The sequence below is a fragment of the Bariatricus sp. SGI.154 genome, from assembly GCF_050313795.1.
In the GTDB taxonomy this organism is placed as follows: domain Bacteria; phylum Bacillota; class Clostridia; order Lachnospirales; family Lachnospiraceae; genus CAMBRQ01.
Genome location: NZ_JBNPMC010000017.1, coordinates 1 through 21,206, shown reverse-complemented (window position 1 = coordinate 21,206; position 21,206 = coordinate 1). Strand labels below are relative to the sequence as shown.

17 protein-coding genes, 2 tRNA genes and 1 other annotated feature are annotated in these 21,206 nt (G+C 44.6%); of the genes, 2 read left to right on the top strand and 17 right to left on the bottom strand.

Translation table 11 applies throughout. The features are described from left to right. Positions 1 to 6 precede the first annotated feature (6 nt). From rlmB to ACQRBN_RS09235, 14 genes are all read right to left on the bottom strand, one after another. Positions 7 to 762, bottom strand: coding sequence for a 23S rRNA (guanosine(2251)-2'-O)-methyltransferase RlmB (gene rlmB, locus ACQRBN_RS09300; RefSeq protein WP_427738730.1), 756 nt, complete (start codon positions 760 to 762; stop codon positions 7 to 9). Positions 763 to 853: 91 nt separating this feature from the next. Beyond that, positions 854 to 1,300, bottom strand: a complete 447-nt coding sequence (locus ACQRBN_RS09295; RefSeq protein WP_427738688.1) for a Mini-ribonuclease 3 — start codon at positions 1,298 to 1,300, stop codon at positions 854 to 856. Further along, a complete protein-coding gene (cysS, locus tag ACQRBN_RS09290; RefSeq protein WP_427738687.1) occupies positions 1,285 to 2,691 on the bottom strand; it encodes a cysteine--tRNA ligase in 1,407 nt (468 codons plus the stop codon). Before cysS ends, ACQRBN_RS09295 begins: the two co-directional genes overlap by 16 nt. Positions 2,692 to 2,753: 62 nt before the next feature. Next, complete coding sequence (epsC, locus tag ACQRBN_RS09285; RefSeq protein WP_427738686.1) at positions 2,754 to 3,482, bottom strand: serine O-acetyltransferase EpsC; 729 nt, start codon at positions 3,480 to 3,482, stop codon at positions 2,754 to 2,756. Positions 3,483 to 3,584: 102 nt separating this feature from the next. Next, positions 3,585 to 3,832: a binding site (T-box leader), on the bottom strand. Positions 3,833 to 3,963: 131 nt separating this feature from the next. After that, positions 3,964 to 6,060 (bottom strand): sensor histidine kinase, encoded by a 2,097-nt coding sequence (locus ACQRBN_RS09280; RefSeq protein WP_427738685.1) that lies wholly within the window; start codon positions 6,058 to 6,060, stop codon positions 3,964 to 3,966. After that, complete coding sequence (locus ACQRBN_RS09275; RefSeq protein WP_427738683.1) at positions 6,032 to 6,685, bottom strand: response regulator transcription factor; 654 nt, start codon at positions 6,683 to 6,685, stop codon at positions 6,032 to 6,034. The genes ACQRBN_RS09280 and ACQRBN_RS09275 overlap by 29 nt, the downstream gene beginning before the upstream one ends. Positions 6,686 to 6,717: 32 nt before the next feature. Then, positions 6,718 to 7,119 carry a DUF374 domain-containing protein gene (locus ACQRBN_RS09270; protein ID WP_427738682.1) on the bottom strand — a complete coding sequence of 134 codons (402 nt, stop codon included), beginning with the start codon at positions 7,117 to 7,119 and terminating at the stop codon, positions 6,718 to 6,720. Continuing rightward, positions 7,067 to 8,338, bottom strand: coding sequence for a glycosyltransferase (locus ACQRBN_RS09265; RefSeq protein WP_427738681.1), 1,272 nt, complete (start codon positions 8,336 to 8,338; stop codon positions 7,067 to 7,069). Before ACQRBN_RS09265 ends, ACQRBN_RS09270 begins: the two co-directional genes overlap by 53 nt. 17 nt (positions 8,339 to 8,355) lie before the next feature. Beyond that, positions 8,356 to 8,865: a DedA family protein gene (locus ACQRBN_RS09260; RefSeq protein ID WP_427738680.1), complete on the bottom strand. Its 510-nt coding sequence runs from the start codon at positions 8,863 to 8,865 to the stop codon at positions 8,356 to 8,358. Positions 8,866 to 9,702: 837 nt separating this feature from the next. Further along, positions 9,703 to 10,710 carry a GNAT family N-acetyltransferase gene (locus tag ACQRBN_RS09255; RefSeq protein WP_427738679.1) on the bottom strand — a complete coding sequence of 336 codons (1,008 nt, stop codon included), beginning with the start codon at positions 10,708 to 10,710 and terminating at the stop codon, positions 9,703 to 9,705. A gap of 145 nt (positions 10,711 to 10,855) precedes the next feature. Continuing rightward, positions 10,856 to 11,410, bottom strand: coding sequence for a 2-C-methyl-D-erythritol 2,4-cyclodiphosphate synthase (ispF, locus tag ACQRBN_RS09250; protein WP_427738678.1), 555 nt, complete (start codon positions 11,408 to 11,410; stop codon positions 10,856 to 10,858). Between the two features lie 3 nt (positions 11,411 to 11,413). Continuing rightward, positions 11,414 to 11,776 (bottom strand): hypothetical protein, encoded by a 363-nt coding sequence (locus ACQRBN_RS09245; protein WP_427738677.1) that lies wholly within the window; start codon positions 11,774 to 11,776, stop codon positions 11,414 to 11,416. Between the two features lie 183 nt (positions 11,777 to 11,959). Further along, a tRNA-Met gene (locus ACQRBN_RS09240) sits at positions 11,960 to 12,033 on the bottom strand. Between the two features lie 32 nt (positions 12,034 to 12,065). Next, positions 12,066 to 12,138 (bottom strand) — tRNA-Val (locus ACQRBN_RS09235). A gap of 218 nt (positions 12,139 to 12,356) precedes the next feature. On the opposite strand from ACQRBN_RS09235, the gene ACQRBN_RS09230 reads away from it, so the two are divergent. Next, positions 12,357 to 13,661: a glycosyltransferase gene (locus ACQRBN_RS09230; protein ID WP_427738676.1), complete on the top strand. Its 1,305-nt coding sequence runs from the start codon at positions 12,357 to 12,359 to the stop codon at positions 13,659 to 13,661. 83 nt (positions 13,662 to 13,744) lie between these two features. Here ACQRBN_RS09230 and gdhA read toward each other — a convergent pair whose 3' ends face one another. From gdhA to ACQRBN_RS09215, 3 genes are all read right to left on the bottom strand, one after another. Continuing rightward, positions 13,745 to 15,079 carry an NADP-specific glutamate dehydrogenase gene (gene gdhA / locus ACQRBN_RS09225; protein ID WP_427738675.1) on the bottom strand — a complete coding sequence of 445 codons (1,335 nt, stop codon included), beginning with the start codon at positions 15,077 to 15,079 and terminating at the stop codon, positions 13,745 to 13,747. A gap of 284 nt (positions 15,080 to 15,363) precedes the next feature. Further along, entirely contained in the window at positions 15,364 to 19,131 is a 3,768-nt protein-coding gene (locus ACQRBN_RS09220) for a phosphoribosylformylglycinamidine synthase (protein ID WP_427738674.1), read from the bottom strand. Between the two features lie 171 nt (positions 19,132 to 19,302). Beyond that, the gene (locus ACQRBN_RS09215) at positions 19,303 to 20,034 is read right to left on the bottom strand and encodes a TIGR01906 family membrane protein (protein ID WP_427738729.1); all 732 of its coding nucleotides are present in this window, start codon (positions 20,032 to 20,034) and stop codon (positions 19,303 to 19,305) included. 246 nt (positions 20,035 to 20,280) lie between these two features. Between ACQRBN_RS09215 and ACQRBN_RS09210 the strand changes: the two genes are divergently transcribed. Further along, positions 20,281 to 21,153: a LysR family transcriptional regulator gene (locus ACQRBN_RS09210; protein WP_427738673.1), complete on the top strand. Its 873-nt coding sequence runs from the start codon at positions 20,281 to 20,283 to the stop codon at positions 21,151 to 21,153. The last annotated feature ends 53 nt before the right edge of the window (positions 21,154 to 21,206 follow it).

Below are 21,206 nucleotides of genomic sequence, written 5' to 3'. Positions count from 1 at the left end.
ATATTTTTATATCGTTAATCGCTGTCTTACAACCTCATACGCAAGTACTCCCGCTGCCACAGATGCATTCAGAGAGTCAATATCTCCCTTCATAGGGATACTCGCCACAAAATCACAGGTTTCCTTCACCAGGCGGCTGACGCCTTCTCCTTCATTCCCTATCACAAGTCCAATCGGGCCGGTCAGATTCAGATCATACATTTTCTCGCCGCCCATGTCGGCACACACGAACCACAGTCCCTGCTCCTTTAACTCTTCCATCGTCTTCTTCAGGTTGGTGACCTTTGCTACTGGAGTATAATTCAGTGCTCCTGCCGATGTCTTAGCCACGGTAGCCGTAAGCCCTACTGCCCGGCGCTTCGGGATGATGACTCCATGAGCACCTGCCAGATTCGCCGTACGGATGATAGCGCCTAAGTTATGCGGATCTTCGATATTGTCCAGCAAAATCAGAAATGGATCTTCGCCCTTTTCTTTCGCTAATGCCAGCATGTCCTCAACCTCCGCATACTCGTAAGCCGCTGCATATGCAATGACCCCCTGATGCCTGCCCGTCTCGGACAACTGAGATAACCGCTCCTTCGTTACGAATTGAAGGATGATATCATGCTTTTTGGCTTCTCTTATAATCGTCCTCACCGGACCATCCTGACAGCCATCTAAAACTAATAGTTTATCGATCGGTCTGCCAGAACGGAACGCTTCCAGAACTGCATTACGACCTTCAATCATATTCGGATTACTCTCCTGGCTTCTGTCCATACCTTCCTTCTGGCTTCTATCTTGCTTTCTGTTTTCATTTTTATTTGCCGTTTTATAAGTTTCTTTTTTCATAAAGGACTCCTTATACGCTCTATTCTTTTTCTTTCAGACTGTCTAACCCTATTTTAACCAGATCAAGCATCCTTTTCCACTCTTTTTTCAGATACAGATATCCCAGCAATGCCTCGAAGCCGGTTGCCCTGCGGTAGTCTGTAATGGACTGATTCTTTGCCGGGGAAACACTCTTTGCATTCCTGCCCCGTTTGTATATCGCGTGTTCCTCCTCCGTCAAGTGTTCCTGCATGGTCCGCATCATGCGTGACTGAGCGGAAGCCTGTACCAGGGCGCTGGTCTCCTTGTGGAGTTTCTGAACCTGCTGATTTCCTTCATTCACAATTAAGGACTTAATGATCAAGTCATAAATACTGTCACCGATATACGCCAAAGTAAGAGGTGAATACGCTCCTGCATCCACCTCTTTCATCTGGAATCGTTCCTGCATATATGAGTCAAACTGCCAATCTACGCTTTTTTCCATTGCACTCCTTCTCTCGTATCCTTAAGAATAATTCCTTTTGCCAGTAACTCGTCACGGATTGCATCTGCCCTTGCGAAGTCTTTCGCTTTTCTTGCTGCCTGACGCTCTTCGATCAACTTCTCGATATCTTCTGCCAAGATTTCTTCCTCTTTATCCACAATCAATCCGAGAACATCCGTCAGTTTCACCAGAAGGTCGAATAATTTCTGAAGATATTCCTTAGAACTGTCTGCGCTTGCTGTTGTATTGATGTATTTTACCAGTTCAAAGATAGCGGCAACTGCATCTGCGGTGTTAAAGTCATCTTCCATGGCTGTCTCGAAGCCCTGTACAAATTCATCAGTCTTCGTATAATTAGAGGTCTCTTCTTCTGTCATTGCTTCCGTCTTAGCATTCCCCATCAGGAACTTCAGATTATCTGCTGCGTTGACAATACGCTCCAGACCATTCTTGGATGCCTCCATCAGATCTGCGCTGAAGTTAAGCGGGCTTCTGTAGTGCGCACTTAACATGAAGAAACGAAGCACCTGAAGATCATACTGCTCACTGATCTCACGAACAGTACGGAAATTGCCAAGAGACTTGCTCATCTTGTGATTGTCAATATTCAGAAATGCATTGTGCATCCAGTATCTTGCGAATTCCTTGCCATTCGCCGCCTCACTCTGGGCGATCTCATTTTCATGGTGTGGGAATACAAGATCCTCTCCACCGGCATGGATGTCGATCTGCTCGCCTAAGTATTTCTTAGACATAACGGAACATTCAATGTGCCATCCCGGACGTCCGTCACTCCATGGAGACTCCCATGCTGGTTCGCCTTCCTTCTTCGGCTTCCATAATACGAAATCCAATGGATCTTCTTTCTCATCTTCTCCGGTTACCAGAAGAGAACGTTCGCCAGAACGCAGATCATCTAAGTTCTTATGAGATAATTTCCCATAATCCTTGAACTGTCTGGTGCGGAAATATACGGTTCCGTTCTTCTCGTAAGCATATCCCTTCTCAATCAGAGTACCAATCATGTCTACCATGCCGCAGATCTCTTCGGTTGCAAGCGGATGCTTGGTGGCCGGTTTTACATTCATTCCTTCCATATCCTTCTTGCATTCTGCGATATAGCGCTTGGATATCTCATCTGCAGATACCCCTTCTTCGATGGCTTTCTTGATAATCTTGTCATCTACATCTGTAAAATTGGATACGAAGTTCACATCATATCCTTTGTATTCGAAATATCTTCTTACGGTATCGAATACAATCATTGGTCTTGCGTTACCGATGTGAATGAAGTTGTAGACAGTAGGTCCGCAGACATACATCTTTACCTTTCCTTCCTCCAAAGGTACGAATTCTTCTTTTCTCTTAGACAGTGTGTTGTACAGTTTCATAGCCTACTCTTTCTCCTTTTTCTTTTCTCAATCTATCTATATTTTATTGTATCCCAAACTCATCACCGGGATATCTGCTCTTCCGTCTCTGACGTATCCGTCTCCTGCTGATCCAGAATCTCGATATCATCGGTTCTCATGCATCTCATGCGTTTCTCCATCTCCAGGATCTGCCTGTGCATACGCAGGTTATCCGCCTGTAATTCTCGGATATCATTGCTGATTGGGTCTGGCAGATGTACCTGATCCATATCCATGCGCGGAATCTTCTGATCACCCATCTTTACGATCCGCCCCGGTACGCCTACTACCGTACAATTCGGCGGCACTTCTTTTAATACCACGCTTCCGGCACCGATCTTGGAATTCTCACCGATCTTAAAAGAGCCTAAGACCTTGGCTCCGGCGCTTACCATAACATTGTCGCCCAACGTTGGATGACGCTTTCCCTGTTCTTTGCCGGTTCCTCCCAAAGTAACTCCCTGATACAGTGTTACATTATCACCAAGTTCAGCTGTCTCGCCGATGATGACTCCGCTTCCGTGGTCAATGAACAGTCCTTTTCCAATGGTAGCACCAGGATGTATCTCAATCCCTGTCTTCCTTACCGCACGCTGGGACACCCACCGGGCAAGGAAATAATGTTTCTTCAGGTATAACTTATGTGCCACGCGGTAGCGCAGGATGGCTTTAAAACTTGGATACAGGAACACCTCCATATTCGACTTGATCGCCGGGTCTCGTTCCCGTATGACCTGGATTTCTTCCTTAATATAGGATATGATACCCATAATAATCTCTCCTTTTCAATTATGCAATACATTGATTTCTTTTGTGCATTGGAGACTACTTGTTTCCCGTGATATAAAAAAACTCCGTCTCTCAATCTGTTCTTAAGAGACGAAGTTACTCCGCGGTTCCACTCTTATAGAGAATATCATTCGTATAAATATCCCCCACTCGATACACGTAACGTGTGTAATCCCGTATCCGGCTACTTGGCAGTTCATTCATCAGCCCTTTCACCGAATCAACTCCCGGACGCACTTCACAGGTACTTTGTTTAAAACTGCTTTCAGCCGATGACAGTTTCTCTCTGTTAACTCCATAATCTGCTACTCTTTCCGTTCAATGTTTTTGTCGCTATAGGATATATAATATGTGAAAATAGTGAATTTGTCAATTGGGGACACCACTTTTTTAAAAAGGGACAGGGCAAATCGAATCGGGGACGGGGGCATTGAAATCGAAAAAACCCCCGTCCCCAATTGACTACCACCTTATCTCTACCTTGAACAGGTCCGCCTCTGTCTCAATCTTGAACTTCCCTTTCTGCAATTCCACAAAACTCTTCGCAATCGCAAGTCCAAGCCCTGAGCCTTCTGTATTCCTTGATGCATCTCCTCTTACGAACCGCTCCGTAATCTCCTCAGGATTGAAATTCAATTCCGCTGCGGATACGTTCTTCATCCGCACCACAGTTTCCTGTCCTTCTTTTACAATCTCGATGTACACCCTTGTATGCGGCATTGCGTATTTTATGATATTGATAAGAAGATTTTCGAACACCCGGTAGGTCTTCTGGCTGTCGAGAGACGCGATTACCTTGACTTCCGGATACGTACAGCGGAAATCAAGCCCTGCCTCCGTAATCTTATCTTCCATCTCCAGTTTCACCTGCTTAAAGAGGTTCACCACATCTACATCTACAATATTCAGCGTTACATTCTTACTGCTCGCTTTGCTGATCTCAAACAGATCTTCAATCAATACTTTCAGGCGCAGAGATTTGCGCTCCAATACTTCTATATAATCCTTCCGCTTCTCTTCGTCCTTTTCTTCCTTCAGAAGATTCACATAAGTGATGATCGCCGTCAGCGGAGTCTTCAAGTCATGGGACACATTGGTGATAAGTTCCGTCTTCATCCGCTGGCTCTTCACCTCTTCATCCACCGCTTTCTTGAATCCTTTCTGAATCTTCTGCATCTCTGTCTTAAATGGATTGAACACCCCAAGATCTTCGGTAATCTCTGCTTCCAGATTGCCTTCTGCTATCTCGCCTGTCGCTTTCAGAAGAATCGCATATTTCTCCTGCAGATCATTATAATATTTTCGCAGAATAAAGAATAGTATTACGGAATAGACTACCAGTGCCATGATTCCAAATACCCACATGCTGCATACCACTGCCAGAATCACGAAGTTGCACAGCACGATCTTAAGTATGGCTGCATTGCTCTTTTCACTCAGATCAATGTTCTCCAGTGAATGATAGACTCTGCCAATCCAGCCTCTCACCTTTGCTCCGGCAGCCCTTACTGTTTTTTTCATCCAGTTCCAGGCACGTATGATATATTTCCAATAATGGCACAAAAGCGTTCTTTCCTTCACATATGTGCGAATTCCCAGAATATATACATCCCTTACACATGTCGCCGCCCAATAAACTACCGAGAATATAATCACCCACACACAGAAATCAAACATGTCTGCCATGCCGTCCCGCCTTTCCAACATCCACCCAAAGTTGTTGAATAGCAGCACCATTGCCGTTCCGAGTACACCAATCACAATTTCAAACGGTGCCCGGAATACCTTCTCCCTTCCAATACTCCATGAAGGTATCATCGGATAGACAAATGCTGCCGCCGCCACAGCCAGCAACAGAAGAATCACAATATTCCCTGCCGCATCCGGCACATGATATCCCATATAATAATCGTTATCCATATACATCTGAAGATTCTCATCCGTCATAGCATAGATGTAAGTTCTGTTCTTAGGAATCTCCGCCGCATAAGTCTCCCACGTCTCTTCTCCTTCGTTATAGATCTCACGCTCCCATTGCTGATCGTCGTACTCGTTGATAATCTTACGAAGTTCAACGCTTTGATCCGCCTTATACAGACTCTGTTCAATCCTTGCATCCGGATTGCCATTCTCATCATACTCAACAACAATCCCCAACGCAAAATCCGACAGATTATTCTCTGTCACCGTCCGCTCCGAGTTGGCTGTGCTCTTCGCGACAACCTTTCCATCCTCGTTCTCTACCCGGTAATCCAGAAATGGATACAGACTTTCAAACCGCTCCATCTCCTCACTAAAATTATTATTTAGAATCTCTTTTACATTGTCCGGCACCTCTTCTCTGGCGCCTTCCGTATTATACAGAATATATCCCGCATCAATAAAATTCTTCAAGAATTCCTGTGAAGTATATGCCGAACGATTCAGATTCTCCAGCATCTTCGAACTGTCCTGATACCAGCCCCGATACTCATTCATTATGAAAAATACCGGCACCAGTATCGTCACGATCATCAATAAGATTGCTGACTTACGCTTGCTTTTCAATTTTATACCCAACGCCCCACACCACCTTCAAATATTTTGGTTCTTTTGGATTAATCTCTATCTTCTCACGGATATTTCTCACATGCACCATAATGGTATCCGTGTTCACAGCCCGTTCATTCCACACCCATTCATAGATCTCATCCGCAGAAAACACTCTTCCCGGATTCTTCATAAGCAGGAGCAGTATCTTATATTCCGTCGGCGTCATCTTCACCGGCTCGCCGTCCACCGTCACCTCCACGGCATCCTCATTCAGTTCCAGGCCGCCAATCGTATGCACATTCTCCGCCTTCTCTTTGCCGCCCAGTTTCTCCATAAACTTACGGTAACGCCGCATCTGTGAATTCACCCTTGCCAGAAGTTCCATCGGGGTAAATGGTTTCGTCACGTAATCGTCCGCCCCCATGTTAAGCCCCATGATCTTATCCACTTCGTCTGACTTCGCAGACAGGAAGATCACCGGGAAATCATATTTCTCCCTTAACTTTATGGTCATCTGGATACCATCCATCCTTGGCATCATCACATCCACAATTGCCAGATGGATTTCTTCTCTGCCTATGATCTCAAGTCCCTCCACACCGTCTGCCGCCTGATACACTTCGTATCCCTGGCTTCTCAAATATATCTCCACACCTTCGCGGATCTCCTTATCATCTTCCACAACTAATACATGAACGTCAGTTTCTTCGGAATATGTCTTGGTCCCAGCGGACCATCCATGGCAATCGCAATACTCCTTTTTCGCTCTTTCATGGACGCCAGGAGTTCCTTTAAAGTTCCTGCATTGCAGAAGCCATAGCCGATCCTGACCGCCTTTCCCCCACATTTTTCCAAAAGATACTGGATGTATTCTCCCCGCTCATCCGCGGTCACCAATACCGATACATCCGCATTCTGTCTCGCAATATATCGAAGTACCAGATTCATGGCATAACTATCCTCATGCCAGAATCCAACAATATTATGGCACGAGAAAGCCTTCGGCTGCTGCCACTCAATCTTCACCGTCTTCTCAAGAAGCCTTAAATAGCCGTAGAAAAGATGACACAACATGCTTCTTTTCATATGTTTCCTCTCCATAAGCCTCATTCCTCCATTCTCTTTCTAATGCCATCCGATAGCATCTCTCTGCCTGAAACGCAATACTGTCCATCCTGTAATCTCCTGCCGTCTTTGCAGCACCACTCCTAAGGCGTTCCATCTCCTCTGCATTCCGAAGCATACTTTCTACCCGAGTCGCGAATTCTTCCTCCGCCTCTCTGGCAAGGTATCCATTCTCTCCGTCTCTTACGATATCATTCACTCCGCAAGCCGATACCGCCACCACCGGAAGTCGCGCTGCCATAGCCTCCGCCAGCACGATTCCCTGCGTCTCGGACTTGGAGGTGAACAAAAATACATCGCTTGCGAACAGATAATCCTTTACTTCCTGATTCGGAACCTGCCCGGCAAATACCACAGCATCTGCAATCCCTAATTCCTTCGCATAGCATTCCAGCCCTTGACGCTCAGCGCCATCTCCAATCAGCATCATGCAGAAATCATTTCCCAAACGGTCCTTTAGTTTCCGTATACATCTAAGCATAAAATACAGGTTCTTCTCTTTATCCAGCCGCGATACCGTACAGAGAAGGCTTCTTCTCCCCCGCAGATAACGGCTTCTTATCTCGCCGGAACGTTTTGTATCCTCTTCATATGCATTATCTGCAATCCCCGTCGGCAACACCTTCACTGGCACCTGTATCTTCTGTTCTTCCAGGTAATCTTGCATCCCTGTGGAGGGTGCAAATATCAGGTCACATTGCTTCATGTAAGCCGCCATATAATGTGGAAGAAGTTTCTTGCCCTGCTCCCAATATCGATGTGTGACCTCCTGATCATTTTTCTTGGAGGACTTCACAAGATAATGGAGATATTCTTCGTATCTCGTATGGTAAGTATAGACGAGCGGAATCTTGTATTTCCGGCTAAGATGCATTGCCACATTGCCAATCAGCATAGGCTGGTGTACATGAATCAGGTCAAAATCCTGCCATTCGAACTCCTCCCGAATCCTTGGATCGAATATATTCGGTACCACCATTCCATTTTTCAGCCTCTTTTCATAAGAGCGATAACGGACCACATCATGCTCCCACAACTCAGTTTCCGCTTCATCATACTCCGGCGCAAAGATGCACACCTCATGTCCTCTTCTCCTTAGCCCCTCTGACAATCGCTCCACCGAGATTGGGACTCCTCCTACAAAGGGTTTATAATTATTAGTCATCATTGCAATCTTCATGTCTTTCCCCCTCTTTCTTAAGCAAAAAGGCTCCATACGGTATCCCCCAGGAAATATCCTGCCCCGACAAATACCAGATTCCACACGAACACTCCAAGCGCAGAACTTACGGTATATCTACCGAATTCCATCGAAATCATACCTGCCGGTATAGAGATCAGCGTCCTCACCATTGGTACCAGTTTCGCAATAAAAACTCCGATAGCGCCTTTTCTTCGCAGTGTATCCACATTCTTCTCAATCAATTCCTTGTGTTTTGGAAACTTCCGAATATAGAATCTTAAAAATGCTTCTCCACCCAGCCTTCCAAGAAAATATAAGATCCAGCTGCCCGTCAACCCAGCCGCTACTGAAAGTGCCAGCACCAGCTGGAAACTAATCTCACCTCTGGCTGCCCAGATACCCGCAAGCGGCATGATCACACCAGCGGGGAATCCAGGAAGATTCATATATTCAAGTAAAACTATTAGAAAGACAAATATGGCTCCATATTGGGTAAAATATTGGGTAAGTGCCTGAACTGTCATATAGAACTCCTCCTTTGCTTTCTGATAGTATAAGCATAAAGCAGAAATCTTAAGAGAGAGGGGATGAAAATCTAAAGATATTCTAAAGATGGGAATTTTATTCATGAAGAGTATATGTGGAGTGTACGTCAGAGAGGGGCAGTATGGGCGTTCGCATCCGACTCCAATCGCCTACAATCCGTAGGTTCAAAAGAGGTCTGAAATTAGGCATCGACTATAGCGGACGCAAAATCTTGATGATTTTCCGCCCACGATAGTCTGGACTTCTGTACTGGTAGTACAGAAGCCCTCCTAATTTCAGACCTCTTTTTCACCAACGGCTTGTACGGCTCTTCTACGGATACGAACGCCCATACTGCCCCTCTCTGCCTGACATTCTTCTATATGACTCTTCATGAACTGTGGGGATTCCTGGCGGGGTGCAAGGGGGAACGGTATTGGCTGGAAATGGTAGTTGCTCCTCGTCAACACAGTTCCACGCGCATCCTTCGCCAGGAATCCTCCCAATGGAGAAAGGCTTGAGATTATGGAGATGTCAGGTGAAGCAGAAGAAGATGGCTGGCTCTGAGGGCGTTAAGTAAGTGTTACAAGGCGTTAGCATAAGAATCCCCGTAGATTGGCATGAGGCTTTGACTTCACGTCAAAGACGAAAGAGTACTCGAACTGCGAAATCATCAAGATTTCGGAGTGCGTGTACTCGGTTGCCAATCTACGGGGATTCTTACGCTTACACCTTGTTAACGAAACGCCCGGTCTCAGAGCCAGCCATCTTCTTCTGCTTTACCGTACACTTTCCAAGAATCTATTTTCTTCATTAAATTCTCCAGTTACTACTTCCTACACAACTTCATTCAAGTAGATCTGTGACAGTGGAACGATCTTCTCCATCTCCCCCTTCATCCTCTCTGACATCTCCACGCCGTCTTCCAGGCAGACTTCCTCCACCGTCTTTGCTCCGAATACCAGGCTTGCAAGTGCTGCTGCCGTGATAGTGCCTTCGCTGTTCTCAGGCTTTCCTTCCATGAGCATAACACCGGAGAATTCCGTACCTGTGATCACGACACATCTATTGTTCTCCTCAATAATCGGGTCTGTTATACGGAAACATGTCCCCATGAAAGAACGCAAAGAAAGTGCCATCAGCATTCTGCGAGCATCTACGATCCTTATCATAATCTTAGGTTTTTCCATGTCCTCCTGCGGAAACCATCCTCGGCAGTCTACAATTTTGCCGTCTTTTCGATAGATTTTGAGACTGCTGCCATCACTTGCGTACTCAAGAAGCACTCTCTGATAATATGCTTCATCACGAATTGCGAATATCTGCTTATGCTCTGCCAGATATGCATTCGCGAACTCTGCCAGTTCTCTGCAGTCCTCTGCAGTCGCATTCTGAATAGTCACTTTGGACTTCTCCGTTTCCTCTCTTTCCTCTTCTTTGTAATATCTTTTGTCCTGCTCGTATACGGTTCGGAAATCAAACGGAAGATAGATGCTCTCCGATGCCGGCATCAGGAAGGTAAACGCTTCACCCGACTTATACATATCCCGAAGGGATTCCTTTAGAAGTGCTGCCATGTATCCTCTTTTTCTATATTCCTTCTGCGTCGCAACGGCTACGATATAATTGACATCTTTTTCACTGCCATTGACATACATATGATATGGATTCAGATGAAGCATAGAGCGGATTTTACCATCCTCTTCTACCACATAGATCTGATTATCCTTCGTTTTTTCCGTATAGTAATAGTCTACGAAGTTCTGACTATCCTCGTGAAAAACCTCCTCATACAGCGGTCTGCTGTCTGCGTTCTCCTGCACTTCCAATTTTCTGACTTTCATACAACTCTTCCTCTCTATTTATTACTACTTATTACTATTTATTTCCTTTTACCCATTGCCTGCAATTCATTATAGAGAAAAGCCCCTGCTCAGGGGCTTCTACTCATTCTCTTACTCACATACTGTTTCTTATCGCTATGCCACCTTACTCTGTTTCCTGCGCATGAGGACAGCCACTACAACCAGCGCATCTTCCCTCTTCAGGACCTACTGCATAACTGTAATTCGCTATGGTATCCAGGCTTGCAATTGCCTGAGATGAGATTCCTTCTCCACTTCCCGTAAATCCAAGACCTTCTTCTGTAGTTGCCTTAACATTCACCTGGCTTACTTCAATGTGTAATGCCTCAGCAATATTCCGGCGCATCTGCTCGATATGTGGTGCCATCTTCGGGTGCTGTGCAATAATAGTGGCATCAATATTGCCAATCACGTACAGTTCCTCTTCGATTAATTTCCCCACATGCTCCAATAACTTGATACTGGAGGCTCCTTTATACTGAGGGTCTGTATCGGGAAAATGCTTTCCAATATCTCCAAGTGCTGCTGCCCCAAGAAGTGCATCCATGATCGCATGCAGCAATACATCTGCATCTGAGTGTCCAAGAAGCCCTTTCTCATAGGGAATCTTAACTCCGCCAAGAATCAAATCTCTATCTTCTACCAACTTATGAACATCATAGCCCATTCCTACACGCATCGCCTACTCCTCTTTTCCTGAAATCTCTTGTCCTGAACTTATAGTATCTTCTATTTTCGTTGTTTCTATTACTTTCTCTTCTTCCTGTTCCTCCGTAATTGCTTCTGCCACACTTGGTTTGGCCGAATTTTTCTGCAAATCCTCCTCTTTGTCATCCCGCCATATATCCACATAATCATGTTTCACATATTTTTTCAATGCCTGAACGCACCATATGCCTCCCACTACCATAAAGATAATACTAATAATCAGATAGATTACATAATTATCCGGCCGCTTGGCAATCACATCACGGGCAACATCAAAGCCAATATATGCCAGATATCCGCCTGCAACGATTCTCATCATTAACTGTCCTTTTCTCATGAAACTGAATTCCTCCTTGTTCTTTCATTGCTCTTTTTCTTCTTTCTCTATATTTTCTCAGATGATATTCTTGTTTCCATCCATATTTTCTTTACATGATTTGTATTATATATGATTTCCAATTTTTTGTATATAGACTATTTTTAGAAAACAAAAAAGCCTGTAAATACAGACTTTTTGCAGTAGCGGGAACTGGATTTGAACCAGCGACACCACGGGTATGAACCGTGTGCTCTAGCCAACTGAGCTATCCCGCCATATTCTATTATTACAACATCTTCTGTTGTAATGGGACCAATAGGGCTCGAACCTATGACCCCCTGCTTGTAAGGCAGGTGCTCTCCCAGCTGAGCTATGATCCCGTTTTTTCAAGTTCCTATCTCGAACCTGCTTCGCTATTATACAATTATAATTCACTACTTGTCAACACCTTTTTACAATTTTTTTATTTTTTTCCATTTTCCATTTACATATATTTTCCAAGTAATTCCTGCAATTCGTTCAAAAGGACTAAACTTTTTTATCCAAATAGTGTAAAATATCTCAATAAGAAATTCTTGAATAAGGAGTGTCGATTATAATGAACCCAACCGTTAGTATTATCGTACCCGTATACAATGCAGAAGATACCATTTCGCGTTGTATTGATAGTATCCTCAATCAGGATTATACAGATTTTGAACTTCTGCTTGTCAACGATGGTAGCAAAGACGCTTCCGGTAGTATCTGTGATAAATATGCTGCCGAAGACTCCCGCGTCCATGTCATACACAAAGAAAATACCGGTGTATCTGATTCCCGCAATCTTGCGTTAGACCGGGCACGTGGAACCTACCTACAATTCCTGGACAGTGATGACTGGATCACTCCCAATGCTACCGGGCTTCTGGTACAAGCCGCCGAACGTTTTCACTGCGATCTGGTCATATCTGATTTCTACCGGGTAGTTGGAGAACGCGTTTCTCATAAGGGTGATATCGAAGATGACTGTGTTATGACGCGGGAAGAATTCGCTTCACACATGATTGAGAATCCTGCCGACTTCTATTACGGTGTACTTTGGAACAAATTATTTCGCAGAGAGATCATCGAACAGCATCATCTTCGCATGGATTCTGACATCAGCTGGTGCGAAGACTTTATGTTTAACCTGGAATATATCCGCCATGCAGACGTATTCTATGCATTGCAGGTACCAATCTATTATTATGTGAAGACCAAGGGTTCCCTCGCCAGTCAGGGCATGAGCATCACCAAGACCATTAAGATGAAACTCATGGTATTTGAATATTATAATAATTTCTATAAACATGTACTGGACGAAGATGATTATGAGAAGAACCGACTTCAGGTCTATCGCTTCCTGGTGGACGCTGCCAATGACGGTGCCGTACCACCTTCGATTCTACCCGGTTCTAAGAAATTAGGCGAAGAACGTAGCCTGGTATCCACAGAAGCCATAGTTGAAGAAGGCTTCCTCATGGATGACTACCGTAATCGCAAGCTTCTGGATTACTACTTGGAACCTATTGCCATCAAGAACGACCTGACTCTGGACGAGACACGATTGCTTCTGTATCTGAACCAGCCTCACCATAGCAGCAACCGCCGGGAACTCGCTGATTTTACCAATATGTCTTCCCAAAGCCTGTCTCTTCGCCTTCAAAGACTTTCTGCCAAGGGATTTCTAAAAATAGAAAACCATCGAAGCACGAAACAGTTTAACATTCTGTTCCTGCCTGCTTCTGCACCGATCCTGGAAGAAATCGATGCTGCACAGAGCCAATATGATCAGGTGCGTTTTGCTGGATTTACAGAAGATGAACTAATCCAATATGCATATTTTACTGAAAAGATCAAACAGAATATTCAAAAGCAGTTATAAACAATGTCGCAGACTGGCGAAAAACGCCTGTCTGCGACATCATACGTCGAATCATTATATCTGAATCTTATCGAATCAATCTCCTACACGATTCCCTGAGCGGTCATAGCGTCTACAACCTTCTCAAATCCTGCGATGTTAGCACCTACAACGTAGTTGCCTGCTGCACCATAACGCTCTGCAGCATCAGCCATATTATGGCAGATATTGATCATGATGTTCTTAAGTTTCGCATCTACCTCTTCGAATGTCCAGCTCAAACGCTCACTGTTCTGGGACATCTCAAGTGCAGATGTAGCAACACCACCTGCGTTCGCTGCTTTTCCTGGTGCGAATAATACGCCATGCTCCTGTAAGTACTCTGTTGCTTCTAATGTAGTAGGCATGTTTGCACCTTCTGCAACTGCGATACATCCATTCTCTACTAACATCTTAGCATCTTCTAAGTGAAGTTCGTTCTGGGTCGCACATGGAAGAGCGATATCTACCTTGATAGACCATACGCCGCGTCCTTCATGATACTCAGAATTCGGACGGTATTTCTTGTACTCTGTCAGTCTTGCACGGTTAACTTCTTTGATTTCTTTCAATGCTTCTACATCGATTCCTTCCGGATCATATACCCAGCCATTAGAATCGCTGACTGTTACGACTTTAGCACCCAACTGCTGTGCTTTCTGTGTTGCGTAGATTGCAACATTACCAGAACCGGATACTGCAACTGTCTTACCTGCGAGTTCCTGTCCGTTGATCTTCAGCATCTCCTCTGTTAAGTACAGAAGACCATAACCTGTAGCCTCAGTTCTTGCCAGAGATCCGCCGTAACTTAATCCCTTACCTGTCAGCACGCCTTCGTATACGCCTCTGATTCTCTTATACTGACCGAACATGTATCCGATCTCTCTTGCGCCTGTTCCGATATCACCTGCCGGAACGTCTGTATCAGCACCGATATATTTGCAAAGTTCTGTCATGAAACTCTGGCAGAATGCCATCACTTCTCTGTCTGATTTGCCCTTCGGGTCAAAGTCAGAACCACCTTTACCTCCACCGATCGGAAGACCTGTCAGGGAGTTCTTGAAGATCTGCTCGAATCCAAGGAACTTGATGATTCCAAGGTTAACGGATGGATGAAGACGTAAGCCCCCCTTGTATGGTCCGATTGCACTGTTAAACTGTACACGATAACCTGTGTTTACCTGAACCTGTCCCTTATCATCTACCCACGGAACGCGGAACTTGAACTGTCTCTCTGGTTCTACCAGTCTCTCAAGCAGGGCGTCTTTTCTGAATTTTTCTTCATTCGCCTCTACTACCACTCTCAATGACTCCAATACTTCTTTTACTGCCTGGTGGAATTCTGGCTCAGCAGGGTTCTTTGCCACTACTTTTTCCAGGACTTCCTCAACATATGACATACCTTTCTACCTCCTAAATGCAATTTCCTTCAAAGTGCGCCTCTATACAAAACATCCCAATTGCCTTATACAAAAAAGCGAGTAGACAAAGCCTACTCGCTCTCGACGCTTTTGTCCTTTAACATTGTAAAGGATTTCTCTATAGAACACAAGGATTTTTTTAGATTTTTTTGCATTTTATGCAATTTTTACCTTTCGTTCTTTCATTTATATCAGTTTTTCATCTATTTTCTTCATCTTTTTTAAATTATTGATGAAACAGAGTGCCATCCAAATTTCATTTTTTACTTAAAGTACTCTACTCCTGACTCGAAGATCTTCAGATCCTGCTCTCCATAGATATTCATAGCCACAGAACGTGCACGTCTCTCAGAGTGTGCCATCTTACCGAATACTCGTCCGTCCGGGCTTGTGATACCTTCAATTGCACAGTAAGAACCGTTGACATTCCACTCTTCATCCATGGTGATATTGCCTTCCGGATCACAGTACTGGGTTGCAACCTGTCCATTAGCAAATAATTTCTCAAGCCACTCTTTATTGGCTACGAAACGTCCTTCGCCGTGAGATGCCGGGTTCGTGTATACGCCGCCAAGTTCCGCTTTTTGAAGCCATGGAGACTTGTTGGTTACCACCTTCGTGTACACCATCTTGGAGATATGGCGTCCGATGGTGTTATAAGTCAGTGTCGGTGCATCCGCATCCTGACCGGTAATCTGTCCATTTGGAACCAGTCCCAGTTTTACAAGCGCCTGGAAACCATTACATACACCAAGTACCAGTCCGTCACGCTCGTTCAGAAGTTTTTCTACTGCTTCTTTCATCTTCGCATTCTGGAATGCTGTTGCGAAGAATTTTGCAGATCCATCCGGCTCATCACCTGCACTGAATCCGCCTGGGAACATGATAATCTGTGACTGGTCTATGGCTTCTTCGAATACATTTACCGAATCAATAATATCAGCAGCACTCATATTCTTGAATACTCTTGTAATCGTCTTCGCACCTGCTCTCTCGAATGCCCTGGCACTGTCGTACTCGCAGTTGGTTCCCGGGAATACTGGGATGAATACGGTAGGCTGTGCAATCTTATGGTTACAGATATAGATATTCGATGTCTCATAGAGTCCTGTCTCTACCTTTTCATCCTGCCCTGCTGCGCCGGAATTCGTTGGGAATACCTTCTCTAATGTTCCCTTCCATACTGCTTCTGCATCAGAAAGCGCGATCACAACATCTTTGTAAGCAAGTACTGGCTCTTCTGTTACTTCACCGATCACAGTATAAGTAATGTTAAGTTCACCCACCTTGTCTGCCGGAACTTCCGCAATGATATCGCCAAATGCCGGTGCGAACAGATCTCTTTCATCTACATTGTGCTCAATCTTCACACCCATTCTGTTACCGAATGCCATCTTGCTGACCGCAGATATGATACCATGTCTGTCAAGGGCATATGCAGATACGATCTTGCCACTGTGAATATCTTCTGTGAACTTTGCATACTGCTCCATCACTTTCTCGTATACCGGGATATCATATTCATCTGTCTCGATACGAAGCCATACTAATTTATTACCAGCCGCTTTCAATTCCGGTGTGATAATATCTTTTTCTGCAGCTACATCTACAGCAAATGACACCAGTGTCGGCGGAACGTCAATATCCTCGAAGGTTCCGGACATACTGTCCTTTCCTCCAATGGATGGCAGTCCAAATCCAAGTTGGGCATTATAAGCACCTAAAAGTGCTGCAAATGGCTGGCTCCATCTGTGCGGATCTTCTGTCATACGACGGAAATATTCCTGAAACGTGAATCGGATCTTGCTGTGATCTCCACCTGCTGCCACAATCTTTGCCACAGACTCTGTCACCGCATAGATTGCTCCATGATATGGGCTCCATGTAGACAGATATGGATCAAAACCATAACTCATCATAGTTACGGTATCACAATCTCCTGTAAGCACCGGAAGTTTTGCCACCATCGCCTGTGTCTCTGTCATCTGGTATTTTCCGCCATGAGGCATGAATACGGATGCCGCTCCGATAGATCCGTCAAACATCTCTACCAGACCTTTCTGAGAGCATACATTCAAGTCTTTCAGAGTCTCTATCCATTTTTCTTTTACATCTCTAACTTCTTCTCTTCCGAGAATACTGTCTTTGCGATTCGGAATATCAACTGCAACCGTTGTCTCCTGATGCGCTCCGTTAGTATCCAGGAACGCACGGGATAAGTTCACAATCTCCTTGCCTCTCCAGGACAGCACCAGTCTTGGCTCTTCTGTTACTACCGCAACACAGGTTACTTCCAGGTTCTCTTCCTGTGCATAGCCCATGAACTCATCCACATCTTTTGGATCTACAACAACAGCCATACGCTCCTGAGACTCAGAGATTGCAATCTCTGTACCATCAAGACCAGCGTATTTCTTCGGAACCTTATCAAGATCTACTCTCAGACCATCTGCCAGTTCTCCGATTGCAACGGATACACCACCAGCACCAAAATCGTTACACTTCTTGATTAATTTACTAACTTCTTCTCTTCTGAACAAACGCTGAATCTTACGCTCTGTCGGCGGATTACCTTTCTGTACCTCTGCGCCGCAAGTCTCGATAGACTCCTCGGTATGTACCTTGGAAGATCCGGTTGCACCGCCGCAGCCGTCACGTCCGGTACGTCCGCCAAGCAGGATAATGATATCGCCAGGATCAGAAGTCTCACGGATCACTGCGCGTCTTGGCGCTGCACCTAAGACTGCTCCAATCTCCATACGTTTTGCCACATAATTCGGGTGATAGATCTCTTTTACCGCTCCAGTTGCAAGACCAATCTGGTTACCATAAGAACTATACCCATGAGCCGCTTCGCGAACCAGTTTCTTCTGCGGCAGTTTACCCTTCATGGTATCTTTTACAGATACGGTCGGATCTGCCGCGCCAGTTACACGCATTGCCTGATATACATAGGTACGTCCTGACAACGGATCACGGATCGCACCACCAAGGCAGGTAGCCGCGCCACCGAAAGGCTCGATTTCTGTCGGGTGGTTATGTGTCTCGTTCTTGAAGTTCACAAGCCACTCTTCTTCTACACCATCTACTTTAATCGGAACAACGATACTGCAGGCATTGATCTCGTCAGATTCTTCCTGATCGTTTAATTTTCCTTCTTTTTTCAGTTTACGCATTGCCATAAGCGCCAGATCCATCAGGCATACGAACTTGTCCTCTCTACCTTTGAATATCTCACTGTGGTCAGCCAAATACTGCTTATAGGTCTCCTCAATCGGAGCCTTATAGTCACCCTCACCGAATGTTACATCCGTAAGTTCTGTCGAGAATGTCGTATGACGGCAATGATCGGACCAGTAAGTATCCAGTACACGGATCTCTGTCATGGAAGGATCTCTGTCTTCTTCTCCCTTAAAATAATTCTGAATATGAAGGAAATCCTTGAATGTCATAGCAAGTCCCAGGGAATCATACAATTCTTTTAACTTATCCTCTGCCATATCCTTGAATCCCTCAAAGATAATCACATCTGCCGGCTCCTCAAACTGGGTCACCAAAGTCTCCGGCTTCTCCATTCCTGTCTCTCTGGAATCTACCGGGTTGATGCAATGTGCCTTAATTGCTTCAAACTCTTCGCCAGAGATGACTCCATCTGTCCCCTCAATCACATAGGTTGTCGCTGTCTTGATGACCGGCTGCTCATCTTCCTTAATAAACTGTACACACTGTACGGCAGAATCGGCACGCTGGTCAAACTGTCCCGGCAAAAACTCTACCGAAAATACCCTGCACCCTTGCGTAACAGGAAATTCTTCTTTATACAGCGTATCCACCGGTGGCTCTGAGAAGATTCCATTGCATGCCTTCTCAAATGTATCATCAGAGATATTCTCCACATCGTAACGAATCAACACACGTACATTCGCTACATCTTTGATGCCAAGATAACTTCTCACCTCATGTCTCAGGTCATCTGCCTGTACGGCGAATCCTGGCTTCTTTTCCACATACACTCGTCTTACATCACTCATAAATCATCCTCCAATACATGAATTCTACGATTTTCTAGTTTCATTGTAACATATATTTTTTTATTATTAAAATTAATATATCTTAACCATTTTATAATCTGTTCTTATTAGTCTTGTATAAACCTTAACTATCTGCGTTTCAAACGGTATTTCATTATAATCTCCAGCATGTCATACCTCATGCTTTCCCTCATTTTCATGTGATATTCTTCTCCATACCCGAAATACACACCACAGCAGAATCAACATCACGACAAATGTCAGTCCAATTCTAATAACCATATCCGAGAAGAATCCTTCCGGCAGCATCCGGATCATATAATCCGTATCCGGATCAAAAAGCCACAGATCATTAGTAAAAAAGATCCGATGAAATATCGTAAAACACCTTGTAAAATCAATCGAAAACGCAATCGCTAGCAAAACAATGATTCCCAAGAACACACCCACTGCCACAGAATACGCCCTCGGAATCAGATACTTCCAATCTGCCTTCGTAACGATCAATATCAGAATCAACACAACCGCAGCCACCAGACACACCGTTCTCAGTTTCAATCCCCCCAAAAACAGATTCCGCACATCTGCCATATGCAGCCTGTCCTGCTCATTAAAAAAATCCTGCTCCTCCCCCTCAACAGTTGTCACAATCGACAATTCATCCTCTTTTCCAATCAGATAATCCATCATATATTCTGTCACCCGCATCACATCTTCCATCTTCATGCCAAGCGCTTCCGTAACCGTATATTTCTCATACTCCCTCTCATAAAACCCATACTCCGAGTCCCCATAGATCACCAATTGAAAACTACTGATCAACATTGAAATTATAACCATCAACATCGCCACCGCCGCTATAATCCTTACGCCAATCCCCTGTCTTTTTTTCTTACTCAACATATGATCCATTGCCTTTATTTCCACTTCTTTCATAACGCAACTCTCCCATTATAATTCACATTTTAGTCAACAAACAGCAGTTCACCGGAACGTTACTCCGTTTGCGTAAGATATGCTTCTGCTCACAACTGCGTCCGCCGCCAAATTCCAAATTATAATCTTCATCCCCATTCTAACATAATGTTGGTTGTAATTCACTCCTTTTTGACTTATAATACAGTGTAATTATATTAGGAGGACTTATAAATGGATATTAACTATGAATTATATAAAGTGTTTTATTATGTTGCTACAACCTTAAGTTTCTCAGAGGCTTCCAAGCAATTATATATCTCCCAGTCAGCCGTCAGCCAGTCTATCAAGACATTAGAGAAGAAACTGAATCAAACCCTGTTCATCCGAAGCACCAAAAAAGTTCGCCTCACTCCGGAAGGAGAGATCCTGCTGCGCCACATCGATCCAGCCATGAATCTAATCAAACGGGGCGAATCCCAACTCATGGAATCCAGTTCTACCGGAGGGCAGATTCGAATCGGAGCAAGCGACACCATCTGCCGCTATTTCCTGGTTCCTTACCTGGAGAGATTCCACAAAGAGTTCCCCGGCGCACACATAAAAGTGACCAATGCTACCTCTATCCAATGCGTAGAACTACTGGAAAACGGACAGGTTGACCTCATCGTAGTTAATTATCCCAATGCCTATCTTGGAAATGTGTCGAATGTCAAAAAAATCCGCACATTCCGGGACGTGTTCATTGCGAATAATGCCTTTTCAGAATTAAAAGGACAAAAACTTACATTAAAACAACTGCTGAAATATCCAATTCTCATGCTGGACAAAAAAAGCACCACCAGTGAATTCCTCCATGGACTTTTCCAGCAGCATCAACTGGATCTGGTGCCAGAGATTGAACTTAGCAGCAACGATCTGCTGATAGACCTTGCCAGCATCGGACTTGGAATTGCATTTATTCCGGATTATTGTATTCCACATAAGTCTGATAATCTATTTGTCGTGGAGACAGAAGAAGAGTTGCCCGAAAGGGAACTGGCGATTGCCTATAATGATCAGATTCCGGTATCAAAGGGGGCGTTGGAGTTTTTGAAATATTTTTAGGAGGTTTGGGAATTTAGTTCTTTAAGAGTTGTTTGAGAGTGTACGGCATAGAG

Bases quoted from the DNA above. Each gene is read 5' to 3' on its own strand.
- rlmB (WP_427738730.1), bottom strand. From the start codon at position 762: ATGGACAGAAGCCAGGAGAGTAATCCGAATATGATTGAAGGTCGTAAT.
- ACQRBN_RS09295 (WP_427738688.1), bottom strand. From the start codon at position 1,300: ATGGAAAAAAGCGTAGATTGGCAGTTTGACTCATATATGCAGGAACGA.
- cysS (WP_427738687.1), bottom strand. From the start codon at position 2,691: ATGAAACTGTACAACACACTGTCTAAGAGAAAAGAAGAATTCGTACCT.
- epsC (WP_427738686.1), bottom strand. From the start codon at position 3,482: ATGGGTATCATATCCTATATTAAGGAAGAAATCCAGGTCATACGGGAA.
- ACQRBN_RS09270 (WP_427738682.1), bottom strand. From the start codon at position 7,119: ATGAAAAGAAGCATGTTGTGTCATCTTTTCTACGGCTATTTAAGGCTT.
- ACQRBN_RS09265 (WP_427738681.1), bottom strand. From the start codon at position 8,338: ATGAAGATTGCAATGATGACTAATAATTATAAACCCTTTGTAGGAGGA.
- ACQRBN_RS09260 (WP_427738680.1), bottom strand. From the start codon at position 8,865: ATGACAGTTCAGGCACTTACCCAATATTTTACCCAATATGGAGCCATA.
- ACQRBN_RS09255 (WP_427738679.1), bottom strand. From the start codon at position 10,710: ATGAAAGTCAGAAAATTGGAAGTGCAGGAGAACGCAGACAGCAGACCG.
- ispF (WP_427738678.1), bottom strand. From the start codon at position 11,410: ATGCGTGTAGGAATGGGCTATGATGTTCATAAGTTGGTAGAAGATAGA.
- ACQRBN_RS09245 (WP_427738677.1), bottom strand. From the start codon at position 11,776: ATGAGAAAAGGACAGTTAATGATGAGAATCGTTGCAGGCGGATATCTG.
- ACQRBN_RS09230 (WP_427738676.1), top strand. From the start codon at position 12,357: ATGAACCCAACCGTTAGTATTATCGTACCCGTATACAATGCAGAAGAT.
- gdhA (WP_427738675.1), bottom strand. From the start codon at position 15,079: ATGTCATATGTTGAGGAAGTCCTGGAAAAAGTAGTGGCAAAGAACCCT.
- ACQRBN_RS09220 (WP_427738674.1), bottom strand. From the start codon at position 19,131: ATGAGTGATGTAAGACGAGTGTATGTGGAAAAGAAGCCAGGATTCGCC.
- ACQRBN_RS09215 (WP_427738729.1), bottom strand. From the start codon at position 20,034: ATGTTGAGTAAGAAAAAAAGACAGGGGATTGGCGTAAGGATTATAGCG.
- ACQRBN_RS09210 (WP_427738673.1), top strand. From the start codon at position 20,281: ATGGATATTAACTATGAATTATATAAAGTGTTTTATTATGTTGCTACA.